This is a genomic window from Vagococcus sp. 211 (assembly GCF_056322705.1).
Genome location: NZ_CM150475.1, coordinates 1,854,922 through 1,866,760 on the forward strand (window position 1 = coordinate 1,854,922; position 11,839 = coordinate 1,866,760).

Sequence of the window (11,839 nt, forward strand, 5' to 3'; positions counted from 1 at the left end):
ACCCCTAATCTTGTTCTGGGTTTCTTAAGTAATAACCCACACCACGTCGTGTTACTAACCATGTTGGATGACTTGGGTTGTCTTCGATTTTTTCACGTAAACGGCGAACGGTTACATCCACTGTTCGAACATCGCCAAAATAATCATAGCCCCATACAGTTTGTAATAAGTGCTCTCTTGTCATCACTTGACCTGTGTGTTTTGCTAGGTAGTGCAGTAATTCAAACTCACGGTGAGTTAACTCGATTGTATCTCCACGTTTTGTCACCATATAAGCTTCTGGATGAATCGTTAGAGCACCAATATTTAATTCATTGTTTGTCTCTTCTTCTACTTTTGCAGGTGCATTTCCGTGACGTCTTAAGTTGGCTTTAACCCTAGCCACTAATTCTCGATTAGAAAAGGGCTTTGTTACGTAATCGTCTGCCCCTAATTCGAGTCCTAATACTTTATCAATTTCAGAATCTTTCGCTGTGACCATAATAATCGGAATATCATAATTTTTACGAATCTCCCGGCACACTTCTAGCCCATCTTTTTTGGGTAACATTAAATCCAATAATACTAGATCTGGCTCAATCTCTGTGACGGCTTCAACTGCCTCTTCACCATCAAAAGCTGTGTATACCTCATAACCTTCTTTGGTTAAATTGAATTTTACAATATCTGAAATTGGCTTCTCATCGTCTACTACTAATATTTTTTTCATGATTGTCCTCCTATGTATCTTCGTACTTTAAAAGATATCATTTCTATTATACCTTATTTTCAACTAGGACAGAAATGTTTCATTTTCTACCCTCTTTTTCACTCTTTCTTCTTATTATATTCACTCAAAAAAGCGGTTTTACTCTTTTAATACATATCCATATGTAATTTTTGGGAAAAGAGAAACCTTATTTAGATAGCGTTTACCTAGTCTTTTTTCTAAACAAGAATAATTATAATGTTTTACTATTGTCTGTTTTTGAAATATGCTATAAGCTTAATGTATAAATTAATTTATTTAATTTATTCGGCTAATAATTTTTTTGACATTAGATAAGTTTTCCCCTTCCCTTACAAAACTTATCTTTTGTCGAGGTAGAGAAGCAAGGAGCTCCCACTCCTTGCTTTTTTATTTGCCTTATTACATTGTTTTTGACGTTATTTAATTAAAGTATATTTTACTTTATCTACAATAAATCCTCTTATTAACCCTCAACTTGTCCTATAAATTCACTATTTTTCACAAATTATTTCACATAAATCTTGCTTAATCAGTTAATGGAAACACTACTTTTTCTTGATGTGCCAGACCATCTCCTTTTAATAAAACATATTCTTCCATGTCATTTCCTTCATTATCCACATACTCAACATAATCCATTCGGTCGAATCGATCCGTCACAATACCCTTGTTTTGACTCTCATCTGCCGTCATATCTTTTAAATAATCAATTTTTTCTTTATCATACTCAATGGTTTCAATAATCTTAGCACCTTCCGATGTATAGCTAATCAAACTTACTTGAAACGGTTCGTGGTGCTCAAATAAGATGTGCATTTTTTCTAGTTCTTTCGCATATCTTTCATTGTTGTTGACTTCTTCCCCGTATCTTAAACTAATATAATTAATGTAAGGTCTCTTCAATACTCTTTTTTCCTCTGAACCATCTCTCACAATCAGTGCTTTTTCTATCAATTCAAATTGAATGTGTTTACTTTCCTTATCCAGGCTTTTCCCGTAAATAACATTGCCTTCTGTTCGAACAATATCATACCACTCTTGCTCAAATAAAATAGTCTCTTCTCTCAAACGAATCATTGTCTTAGAATCATCTTGCTCTACTGATGGCTTTGTCACATACCACGTACCTAAAATACTATTGATTATCTCTTGATTCACAGCTGCATTCAAGCCAGGCTCTTTTGTCCCTTGTCCTTGACAGCTCATAAACAAAGGTATCGTCATAAAAAATAACATGGCAAGACCGATTTTTTTTATCTTGAGATCTTCCATCCTATCTTGCCCTCCATTTTTATTAATCACCTTAGATATAACTGTTTGTTACTGTATATCATAGCATCCTTAACTTTCAAAAAAGTGGGACTTTCTTTCAATTATCATTTGTTTAATCAAAATATAATACAATAAGATCTTTTAGTTGCAAAAAAAGAACCACTTCCGTCGTTCTTTATGTAATATTAATAGGGTAAATGTGTCTCTTTTTCCGTGTTGTTCTTTGAAATCACTTTTGAATTCATTCTACAGAATAACACCGTAAACTAAAAAAAACGCTGATAACTAAGCATCTAATAAATGCCTACCTATCAACGTTCCTACCGTCTGACGTATGGGTTGTGGGGGGTTCGAACCCTCGACCCACGGATTAAGAGTCCGTTGCTCTACCAACTGAGCTAACAACCCGTTCAGTACAGTATTTATAATAACACTTTTTGTTTTATTCATCAATTGATTAACACTGATTTTTTATCTTAAATGCGAGCGGTTTGTGCAAATTCTACAATATTCCCTTTACCTTCAATAGATCGAGAGAGTTCAAACCACTCCATTAATTGATACAAGCTATCTATCTCTTTCATATTCGACATATCTAAACCTAATTCCTCTCCTAGTAAGAGTATCTCTTCTTCCACACTATCTTTTAATACTTTCTCCACTTCTTCTAGCATTAATGGGTGATAGCAAGCAAGCCCTTCAGATAAACTTAATCCCTCTGTAACGGATTCTTGGTAGTATAAATACAGAAAGAATTGGTTCAGTACAGGGGCAATCATCTCAAAAAAAGATAGATTTGCAACTATTTTATAAGGAAAAACTGATAAAAGTACCTCTTGCATAGCACGCTCATCCCAATTACTTAGGGTTTGTAAGTGGTAGTCAAACATGAATTCACCAAAGTACCGAATAATATCTCTGCTCCCTTGTTGTTCCATATATGTTAATTGTTTATAACCTAGCGTTTTTTCGAAACGATTTATTCTTTCTTCTATTTCCTGCAACATTTCTTTGAACAGTGCTTCTGTTTCAATTTTATCGAACTCTTTATATTCTTGGCTCATCATGTGTTATCACCGTCCACTTTAATTTTGTCGTCTTTTAGCATATCAAATAAACACGCACTCTGTTCAATAAACATACCATGTAAATTTATTTATTGCTACTTCTTTTATTACAACACTCTCTATCCTTATCTATAGTTGTATTATAAAGAAAAACCAATTAAGTTATTTCCTTAAATCCGTCGCCTGATACGACAAAAAAACACCTTTCACTTTACAGTAGTACACGTTTCAATAAAGCAGGTATTTTAATAAAATTTATTTTTTTAAGCTTTCCTTATTCCTCAACCTCTTCCAACCTTTCTCCCTTTTCCTTTCACAAAATGAAAAACAGTGAAAGCTTGATATTATCGACTTGTTAGGCTTTTCATACAAAGGATAGTGGGTCGTAGTAAAAGAGACACTATATCTTGTGTTTTGATTTAATAGGAGGTATACTATTAATTACAAACAACAGGGCAACACGTTGCCCTGTTTAATAGATCAAAACAGGAGTGATTAAATATGAACACATTGACGTTATACACAAAAAACAACTGTCCTCAATGCAAAATGACAAAAAAATTCTTATTAGATAAAGACGTTTCTTTTGAAGAAATCAACTTAGATACTGAACCACAACATATTGATACCTTAAAAGCACAAGGCTTCCAAAGCGTTCCAGTCTTGACAACTGCTGATGAAAAAGTTACGATCGTTGGGTTCCGTCCAGATCAATTAAGAACGTTGGCTGTTTAATATGAAACTAGTCTTCTTTTCTTTAACTGGGCAAACAAGACGTTTCGTAAAAAAGTTGGCTTTACCTGCTTATGAAATTGATGGTACCAACCCTTTCCATGAGCTGAATGAACCTTACTTACTGATCGTTCCTACTTATGACGCCGAAGTCACAGAAGTAGTGAACGATTTTATTGAGTACAAATCAAATCAAGACAATCTAAAAGGCGTAGCTGGGGGTGGCAATTTAAATTTTGCTGACCTTTTTATTTTTACCGCAAAAGACATTGCTCGTGATTACCAGGTTCCTCTGCTTTTCTCTTTTGAGTTTAGTGGAACGGACCAAGATGTAAAAAATTTTAAGAAAGTAGTGGATGACCTTGAATCTTAAACAATTAAAAGATGTTAGTTATTTTGAACTAAATAATGAAATCAATCGTCCTGTGGATGATCAAATCCCTTTATATAAGGATCAAGAAGCCCTAAAGGCTTTCTTTAAAGAAAATGTGGAACCTTGTACTATGACGTTCCCTACTATAGAAGAAAAAATAACTTATTTAATGGAAAATGACTATATTGAAGAAGCTTTCATTGGCAAATACTCAATGACGTTTATCGCTTCTCTTTTCACCTACTTGGATGAGCAGCATTTTACCTTTAAATCGTTTATGGCAGCTTATAAATTCTATTCACAATATGCTTTAAAAACAAATGACGGGACTCAATACTTAGAACGTTACGAAGACCGTGTGGCGTTCAACGCTTTATACTTTGCTGACGGCAATGAAGACTTAGCAATGAGTTTAGCAGAAGAAATGATCTACCAACGTTACCAACCTGCAACACCCTCTTTCTTAAACGCTGGACGTAAGCGTCGCGGTGAACTTGTTTCTTGTTTCTTAGTCCAAGTAACCGATGACATGAATAGTATTGGTCGTTCTGTTAACAGTGCTCTGCAGTTATCTCGTATTGGTGGTGGTGTTGGGATTACACTATCTAACCTACGTGAAGCTGGCTCTCCTATTAAAGGATACGAAGGCGCTGCAAGTGGTGTGGTACCTGTTATGAAATTATTTGAAGATAGCTTCAGTTACAGTAATCAGTTAGGTCAACGCCAAGGTGCAGGTGTTGTTTACTTAAACGTCTTCCATCCGGACATTGAAATGTTCTTATCTACTAAAAAAGAAAATGCGGATGAAAAAATTCGGGTTAAAACACTTTCTTTAGGACTGGTTGTTCCTGATAAATTCTACGAGTTAGCTCGTAAAAATGAAGACATGTATTTATTCAGCCCTTATAGTGTTGAACGTGAGTACGGTGTGCCTTTCTCTTATTTGGATATTACCAAAGAATACGATAATTTAGTGGCTAATCCTAATATTCGTAAACAAAAAATCAGCGCTCGTTACTTAGAGAATGAAATCAGTAAATTACAGCAAGAATCTGGTTATCCTTATATCATCAACATTGATACAGCTAACCGTGCCAACCCTGTTTACGGAAAAATCATTATGAGTAACCTATGTTCTGAAATTTTACAAATTCAAGAGCCATCAATGATTAATGACAAACAACAATATGAAACACTCGGAACAGATATTTCTTGTAACTTAGGATCAACTAACATTGTTAACTTAATGGATAGTCCAAACTTTGGTAAATCTGTCAGAACAATGACGCGTGCACTGACTTACATTACAGATGCATCTAGTATTGATGTTGTTCCTTCGATTAAAAATGGGAATGATTTAAACCATACTATTGGTTTAGGTGCTATGGGATTACATACCTATTTCGCCAAAAATCAAATGGAATACGGTTCTGAAGAATCATTAGACTTTACTAACGTGTACTTTATGTTACTGAACTACTGGACATTAGTAGAAAGTAATAACATTGCTAAAGAACGTCAACAAACCTTTAACCACTTTGAAAAATCAGATTACGCCAACGGTTCTTATTTTGACACCTATATCAACGAACCCATTGCGCCACAATTTGATAAAGTGAAAGACTTATTCCAAGGTGTTGAGATTCCTACAGCAGAAGACTGGAAAGCATTACAAGCCAATGTAGCTGAATTCGGCCTGTACCATCAAAACCGTCTAGCAGTAGCGCCAAACGGCTCTATTTCTTACATTAACGATACAAGTGCTAGTATTCATCCAATCACTCGCTTGATTGAAGAACGTCAAGAGAAAAAAATCGGGAAAATTTATTACCCAGCGCCTCATTTAAGCAATGAGAGCATGCCATATTACACATCCGCTTACGACATGGATATGCGTAAAGTGATTGATGTTTATGCTACTGCTCAAAAGCATGTGGATCAAGGAATGAGTTTAACACTGTTTATGCGTTCTGAAATGCCTGAAGGGTTATACGAATGGAAAGACACGCCAAAACAAACAACACGTGATTTAAACATTTTACGTCACTACGCTTTCCATAAAGGCATTAAATCGATTTATTACATTCGTACATTTACAGACGATGCAGAAGAAATTGGTAGCAACCAATGTGAAAGTTGCGTTATTTAAGGGAGGATCATCATTGTGACATATCAATACTATAAAGCTATTAACTGGAATGCCATGGAAGATATCATTGATAAATCAACATGGGAAAAACTAACAGAACAATTCTGGTTAGATACACGTATTCCACTATCAAACGACTTAGATGATTGGCGTACCCTATCTGAAGATGAAAAAGAAACCATTGGACTTGTTTTTGGTGGTTTGACTCTTCTAGATACCATTCAATCAGAAAGTGCCATTGAAGCACTCAGACCTGACGTTAGAACGCAACATGAGGAAGCTGTATTAAACAACATCCAATTCATGGAATCGGTTCATGCGAAGAGTTATTCATCTATCTTTTCAACCTTAAACACAAAATCCGAAATTGATGAGATTTTTGAATGGACTAACAACAATGAGAGTTTACAAAAAAAGGCTGAAATCATTAACGATATTTACTTAAATGGCACACCTTTGCAAAAGAAAGTTGCCAGTGTCTATGCAGAAACATTTCTTTTCTATTCAGGTTTTTATGCCCCTCTTTACTATTTAGGGAATAACAAAATTCCTAACGTAGCTGAAATCATTAAATTAATTATTCGCGATGAATCAGTTCATGGGACTTATATTGGGTATAAATTCCAATTAGGTTACAATGACTTACCTGAAAATGAACAAGAAGAGATGAAAGATTGGATGTATGATCTTTTATTCAAACTGTATGAGAACGAAGAAACATACACAGAGATGCTTTACGACAAATTAGGTTGGACAGAAGAAGTCAAAACATTCTTACGTTATAACGCCAATAAAGCCTTAATGAACTTAGGAATGGACCCTTTATTCCCAGATACTGCCAATGACGTTAACCCTATCGTTATGAATGGCTTATCAACAGGAACAAGCAACCATGACTTCTTCTCTCAAGTAGGTAATGGTTACCTATTAGGAACAGTAGAAGCGATGCAAGACGACGATTATTTAATCGGTATGGACTAAAAAAAGAGCTACGAAGCGAAAGCTTCGTGGCTCTTTTCTTGTATTCTAAACACAATTTTCTTAGATACGACGTAATTAATCACCGTTGCTAATATTTGAGATATAACAGTAAAAATAAATTCATTCAATAGTAACGCATTTCCCATATAACGATAAGCAAAAGAATTAGCGAAAAAAGGACTGGCATAATTAATTCGCTGCAGCCTCAAAAGGTGGATAAAATAATGATGGTATTTATCAACAAAGAAATAAGCAATGCCTAAATCTAATGCAAACACAAATAAGCGTCCCATGCAAAATTCAAAAAATTGCTGGCATGTTTCTTTAAAACTCGTGCCATTATTTTTAAAGACAAAATATTTATTAGCAAAAAAAGAAAAGACTATGGCGCATACCTGACCGATAATAACCGGGAGCAACACACTGTCAGTCATCCCTTTGGATGTAAATCGAGCAAAAAAGTAAATGACCGTCCCTGTTGTTCCAGCAATAGTATAGAGTAAAAACTCTTTTTTATTAACCATATCTTCCCTCCTAAAAAAATAAAAGAGGTCTGTCATTTGACTGATAGACACTCTCTTATTTATGTCTTATTTAAAGTAATATCTTAATAATTCTATTGCGCTACGTTCCATGATTAATTCACCATATTCATCTAACACATCAGGCGTCACATTCGTTTTATTACTAAATTCATAAAGCAAGGACATATCATTCTTAACTTGGTACTCTGTTGTGTTTTCTAAATAAAAAACAACATGTAAAAAGTAATGATCTTTAAAATGATACAAATTAGTTGATACATTATGTAATCTGATATTTTTAGCTAAACGCACGGCATCTTCAAACTCATCAAAGCTAAAGACCGCATTTTTTTGATCTATCAACGCTTCGTCTATGTAGTCCATTACCTCTTCTATCTCTTCAGCAGATATTTTTTCTGATTTTTCTTGAGAAATCAGTTGATCTTTCAAAAAGTCTGTGAAGCCAGAGTCTTCGATATTAGCTGCCATTTCACTCAGTTCATCTGAACCTGACATGGGTAAATTTTTACTAATAAATAATTCTAATCCATCATGATTGGGTAGCACTTGGAAAGTAACCGAGTCCGTTTCTTGAAATTGTTCTTCTACATCAACTTCTTCTAAAATGCTATAGAAAAAGCTTTCAATTTGTTTTTGATTACCTAATAAGTCTAAGAACGTGATTCCTCTTTCTTCCAAATCCTCGTTACCTATCGATACACGAATCGTGTTCTCGTTAATTCGCTCCATTTCCATATCCGCTACACCTCTTTTCTATATTACTTTCTTTAGCACTATTGTATCTTAATTTATTAAAAAGTAAAGAAAATACCTTTAGCTTGTTTCTTTATCTTTTTCAAAAGATAAAAAACAGCATGATTGATAGTATCTCTCACATGCTGAATACAATATTTAAACAATAGTAGTCATTTTTAGATTCCAGCCATTAGTTGCGCTTGTTTTAATTCAATAGCTCTGACTTCTCTTGGTAAGAAGCGTCTAATTTCATCTTCATTGAATCCTACTTGTAATCTTTTTTCATCAATCATAATAGGACGACGTAACAAACCTGGGTTTTCTTGGATTAATTTTAATAATTCGGGGAGTGGTAACTCATCCAAATCAATATCCAATTTTTGAAATACTTTTGATCGGGTTGAAATTATTTCCTCTGTCCCATCCTCAGTCATTCTTAAAATTTCTTTTAATTCATCTTGAGTGAGTGGTTCTGAAAATATATTTCGTTCAACGAAGGGAATTTGGTGTTCTTGCAACCAAGCTCGTGCTTTACGACAAGACGTGCAACTAGGTGAAGTATATAATTTTAACATATCTTTCTTCACTCCCTTTCAAATTTAATAGTTTAACAGACGTCTACACTGTTTACTACCTTATATTCATTATACTATAACAAGGCCATAATTACTAGGTATTTTTGGTTTTTACGACTATTATTTAGACGCAATAGTTATATAACAAACCTTATAATAACAACGTTTATAACGCTTTCTATTAATATTCTTAATAATTTCACACTTTATTCAAACATTAACAACTAAGTAGTACAGACAAAAAAACTGTACCACTACTCACAATCTATCTTATCCTTTAAAAAAATTCTTTTTACTTTTTTTATGTTTTTCTATTGTTTTTTAGTATAATAGATTTATTAAGTTTAAAAAGGTGGACATAAAAAATGGAAATTATCTTTTCAGGTATTCAACCAAGTGGTATTCCCACAATTGGTAATTATATTGGTGCTATGAAACAATTTACTGAATTACAAAATGAATACAAATGTTATTTTTGTATTGTAGATGAACATGCAATTACAGTTCCTCAAGATCGATTGAAATTGCGCCAACAAATATTACAACTGGCATCTCTCTATTTAGCTGTCGGATTAAATCCTGATAAATCAGCTATTTTTGTACAATCTGAAGTACCTGCTCATGCTGAAGCGGCATGGATTGTACAATGTAATACCTCTATTGGTGAATTAGAACGCATGACACAATTTAAAGACAAGTCTCAAAAAACAACGAAAACATCTGTTAGTGCTGGTCTATTAACTTATCCACCTTTAATGGTAGCTGACATCGTCTTATACAACACAAACCTTGTTCCTGTTGGTGAAGACCAAAAACAACATTTGGAACTAACACGTGACTTTGTAGAGCGTTTTAACAGTCGTTATGCAACACCAAAACAACCCATTTTAACTGTACCAGAAGTTAAAATTCCTAAAAAGAACGACGGTGGACGTATTATGAGTTTACAAGAGCCTACGAAAAAAATGAGTAAGTCAGACGACAATGCAAAAGGGTTCATTTCTATGCTTGATGAGCCAAATGTGATTCGTAAAAAAATTCGTTCTGCTGTCACTGATTCAAGTGGTATTATTGAATATGATCCAGACAACAAACCGGGTATTTCTAACTTATTGGTGATCTATTCAGCGATGTCTGACTTCACCATCGACGAAGTGGTTGCTAAGTATGAAGGCGCTGGCTATGCTGACTTCAAACAAGACTTAGGTGAAGTTATTGTTAATGTATTAGAACCTATTCAAGCCACGTACAAAGAACTACTAGATTCTGATGAATTGCATGACATTTTAGATAAAGGGGCTGCTGAGGCCTCTATCGTTGCTAATAAGAGTCTTCAACGTATGCGTAATGCTGTTGGTCTTGGCCGCAAACCTCGACGTTAATACTACCAAAAAAGGAAGCTAAATAGCTTCCTTTTTTTTAATATAATAAATTAATTAAATCTTCTTTTTCAATGTTACCAAAGTATTTTTTTACATCAATTGAATCCACCGCTTTAACAATCGCTGTTTTTTCGTATTTCACATTCGTTAAGAGTTGTTCCACGTCAGAAATATCCCCTAACCCGAAGAAATCACCAAAAATACGAATGTCTTGCATCGTTCCCTCAGATACATTCATTTTAGCTTCAATAGAACCAATAGGGAATCTTTCTCTTCTTACTAAATCAAATTCTGGCGAACGACCGTAGTTCCAGTCCCAATTACGGTATAGTTTATCTGAAATTTCATTGATTCGTTTCCAGTCGCGCTCTGTTAATTCATAATGATTCACATCAGAAGCGTCCGTTGTTTCAAATATTTTTAATAAGATTTCTTGTCTAAAATCTTTTGTTGACATGTTTTGATGCTCATCTGCCAAGAAAGGTTTAATGTTTGTCACGCGTGAACGAATGGATTTAATCCCTTTTGATTCGATTTTATCTTTACGAACTTTCAACGCCTTAACAACTTCGTTAACATCGCTATCAAACATCAATGTCCCATGAGCAAACATGCGGCCATTAGTTGAATACATCGCGTTTCCAGAGAATTTTTTACCGTCAATTACTAAGTCGTTACGTCCCTTTAGCTCCGCGCCATCAACACCCATGTCATGCAAAGCATTAATAATTGGTTCTGTTACCTTTGCAAAATTTCTGAAAGAATTTCCGTCATCAGGCATAATAAAGCTGAAATTCAAGTTACCAAAATCATGATAAACAGCCCCGCCACCACTTAAACGACGAACCACATGAATACCTTGTTCTTCCACATACTCTGTATTAATTTCTTCGATTGTATTTTGGTTACGGCCAATAATAATCGATGGCTCATTAATATAAAACAATAAGATCGGTTCATCTAATGGCATCTCTTGAACCAGATATGTTTCAATGGCCAAGTTAATTCTTGGGTCTGTTATTTCTTCATTTGATACAAATATCATAGTGTTCTCCCCTACATCCTTATTTTTAAGTGACCTTTTCCTATCACTTAATATCTCCAAACATCTCTTCCAATACGTTTTTTAGTAAACATATCAGCTCGCTCCTTAATTCGGAGGTATCACTATTACTTTACGTCTAACTTGAAAAATAAACAATCAAATTGCTACTTTTCTCTCTTTTTTTTTATTTTCCGATGAAAAAGCAAGGCCTTTCAAAACAATTTTGTTTATTATAGATTGGGTTTGTCTTTCT

Annotated in this window: 12 protein-coding genes and 1 tRNA gene; 5 read left to right on the forward strand and 8 right to left on the reverse strand. The window is 34.3% G+C overall.

Annotation, left to right across the window (positions count from 1 at the left end; all coding sequences use genetic code 11):
• Nucleotides 1–4: 4 nt before the first annotated feature.
• The 4 genes from yycF to ACVWM0_RS08955 all read right to left on the reverse strand — a co-directional run bounded on the left by yycF (nucleotide 5) and on the right by ACVWM0_RS08955 (nucleotide 3,069).
• Nucleotides 5–709 (reverse strand): response regulator YycF, encoded by a 705-nt coding sequence (gene yycF / locus ACVWM0_RS08940; protein WP_476472295.1) that lies wholly within the window; start codon nucleotides 707–709, stop codon nucleotides 5–7.
• 546 nt (nucleotides 710–1,255) lie between these two features.
• Nucleotides 1,256–2,002 (reverse strand): DUF4362 domain-containing protein, encoded by a 747-nt coding sequence (locus ACVWM0_RS08945; protein WP_476472296.1) that lies wholly within the window; start codon nucleotides 2,000–2,002, stop codon nucleotides 1,256–1,258.
• A gap of 335 nt (nucleotides 2,003–2,337) precedes the next feature.
• Nucleotides 2,338–2,410 (reverse strand) — tRNA-Lys (locus ACVWM0_RS08950).
• A 68-nt stretch (nucleotides 2,411–2,478) separates the two neighbouring features.
• Nucleotides 2,479–3,069 carry a hypothetical protein gene (locus ACVWM0_RS08955; RefSeq protein WP_476472297.1) on the reverse strand — a complete coding sequence of 197 codons (591 nt, stop codon included), beginning with the start codon at nucleotides 3,067–3,069 and terminating at the stop codon, nucleotides 2,479–2,481.
• A gap of 501 nt (nucleotides 3,070–3,570) precedes the next feature.
• Between ACVWM0_RS08955 and nrdH the strand changes: the two genes are divergently transcribed.
• Genes nrdH through nrdF form a run of 4 tightly spaced genes read left to right on the forward strand, consistent with a single transcriptional unit; the run spans nucleotide 3,571 to nucleotide 7,304 of the window.
• Entirely contained in the window at nucleotides 3,571–3,804 is a 234-nt protein-coding gene (gene nrdH, locus ACVWM0_RS08960; RefSeq protein ID WP_476472298.1) for a glutaredoxin-like protein NrdH, read from the forward strand.
• Between the two features lies 1 nt (nucleotide 3,805).
• Nucleotides 3,806–4,174 (forward strand): class Ib ribonucleoside-diphosphate reductase assembly flavoprotein NrdI, encoded by a 369-nt coding sequence (gene nrdI, locus ACVWM0_RS08965; protein WP_476472299.1) that lies wholly within the window; start codon nucleotides 3,806–3,808, stop codon nucleotides 4,172–4,174.
• Nucleotides 4,164–6,323, forward strand: a complete 2,160-nt coding sequence (gene nrdE, locus ACVWM0_RS08970; protein WP_476473698.1) for a class 1b ribonucleoside-diphosphate reductase subunit alpha — start codon at nucleotides 4,164–4,166, stop codon at nucleotides 6,321–6,323. Before nrdI ends, nrdE begins: the two co-directional genes overlap by 11 nt.
• A 15-nt stretch (nucleotides 6,324–6,338) precedes the next feature.
• Nucleotides 6,339–7,304, forward strand: a complete 966-nt coding sequence (gene nrdF, locus ACVWM0_RS08975) for a class 1b ribonucleoside-diphosphate reductase subunit beta (protein WP_476472300.1) — start codon at nucleotides 6,339–6,341, stop codon at nucleotides 7,302–7,304.
• Between the two features lie 8 nt (nucleotides 7,305–7,312).
• Here nrdF and ACVWM0_RS08980 read toward each other — a convergent pair whose 3' ends face one another.
• From ACVWM0_RS08980 to spxA, 3 genes are all read right to left on the reverse strand, one after another.
• The gene (locus ACVWM0_RS08980; protein WP_476472301.1) at nucleotides 7,313–7,828 is read right to left on the reverse strand and encodes a GtrA family protein; all 516 of its coding nucleotides are present in this window, start codon (nucleotides 7,826–7,828) and stop codon (nucleotides 7,313–7,315) included.
• A 66-nt stretch (nucleotides 7,829–7,894) separates the two neighbouring features.
• Complete coding sequence (locus tag ACVWM0_RS08985) at nucleotides 7,895–8,584, reverse strand: adaptor protein MecA (protein ID WP_476472302.1); 690 nt, start codon at nucleotides 8,582–8,584, stop codon at nucleotides 7,895–7,897.
• A gap of 176 nt (nucleotides 8,585–8,760) precedes the next feature.
• Complete coding sequence (gene spxA, locus ACVWM0_RS08990; protein WP_476472303.1) at nucleotides 8,761–9,159, reverse strand: transcriptional regulator SpxA; 399 nt, start codon at nucleotides 9,157–9,159, stop codon at nucleotides 8,761–8,763.
• Between the two features lie 365 nt (nucleotides 9,160–9,524).
• Here spxA and trpS point away from each other — a divergent pair, with 365 nt between their 5' ends.
• The gene (gene trpS, locus ACVWM0_RS08995; RefSeq protein ID WP_476472304.1) at nucleotides 9,525–10,541 is read left to right on the forward strand and encodes a tryptophan--tRNA ligase; all 1,017 of its coding nucleotides are present in this window, start codon (nucleotides 9,525–9,527) and stop codon (nucleotides 10,539–10,541) included.
• A gap of 37 nt (nucleotides 10,542–10,578) precedes the next feature.
• On the opposite strand, the gene ACVWM0_RS09000 is transcribed toward trpS, so the two are convergent.
• Nucleotides 10,579–11,586, reverse strand: a complete 1,008-nt coding sequence (locus ACVWM0_RS09000; protein ID WP_476472305.1) for a lipoate--protein ligase — start codon at nucleotides 11,584–11,586, stop codon at nucleotides 10,579–10,581.
• Nucleotides 11,587–11,839: the final 253 nt, after the last annotated feature.

Bases quoted from the DNA above. Each gene is read 5' to 3' on its own strand.
- yycF (WP_476472295.1), bottom strand. From the start codon at position 709: ATGAAAAAAATATTAGTAGTAGACGATGAGAAGCCAATTTCAGATATT.
- ACVWM0_RS08945 (WP_476472296.1), bottom strand. From the start codon at position 2,002: ATGGAAGATCTCAAGATAAAAAAAATCGGTCTTGCCATGTTATTTTTT.
- ACVWM0_RS08955 (WP_476472297.1), bottom strand. From the start codon at position 3,069: ATGATGAGCCAAGAATATAAAGAGTTCGATAAAATTGAAACAGAAGCA.
- nrdH (WP_476472298.1), top strand. From the start codon at position 3,571: ATGAACACATTGACGTTATACACAAAAAACAACTGTCCTCAATGCAAA.
- nrdI (WP_476472299.1), top strand. From the start codon at position 3,806: ATGAAACTAGTCTTCTTTTCTTTAACTGGGCAAACAAGACGTTTCGTA.
- ACVWM0_RS08980 (WP_476472301.1), bottom strand. From the start codon at position 7,828: ATGGTTAATAAAAAAGAGTTTTTACTCTATACTATTGCTGGAACAACA.
- ACVWM0_RS08985 (WP_476472302.1), bottom strand. From the start codon at position 8,584: ATGGAAATGGAGCGAATTAACGAGAACACGATTCGTGTATCGATAGGT.
- spxA (WP_476472303.1), bottom strand. From the start codon at position 9,159: ATGTTAAAATTATATACTTCACCTAGTTGCACGTCTTGTCGTAAAGCA.
- trpS (WP_476472304.1), top strand. From the start codon at position 9,525: ATGGAAATTATCTTTTCAGGTATTCAACCAAGTGGTATTCCCACAATT.
- ACVWM0_RS09000 (WP_476472305.1), bottom strand. From the start codon at position 11,586: ATGATATTTGTATCAAATGAAGAAATAACAGACCCAAGAATTAACTTG.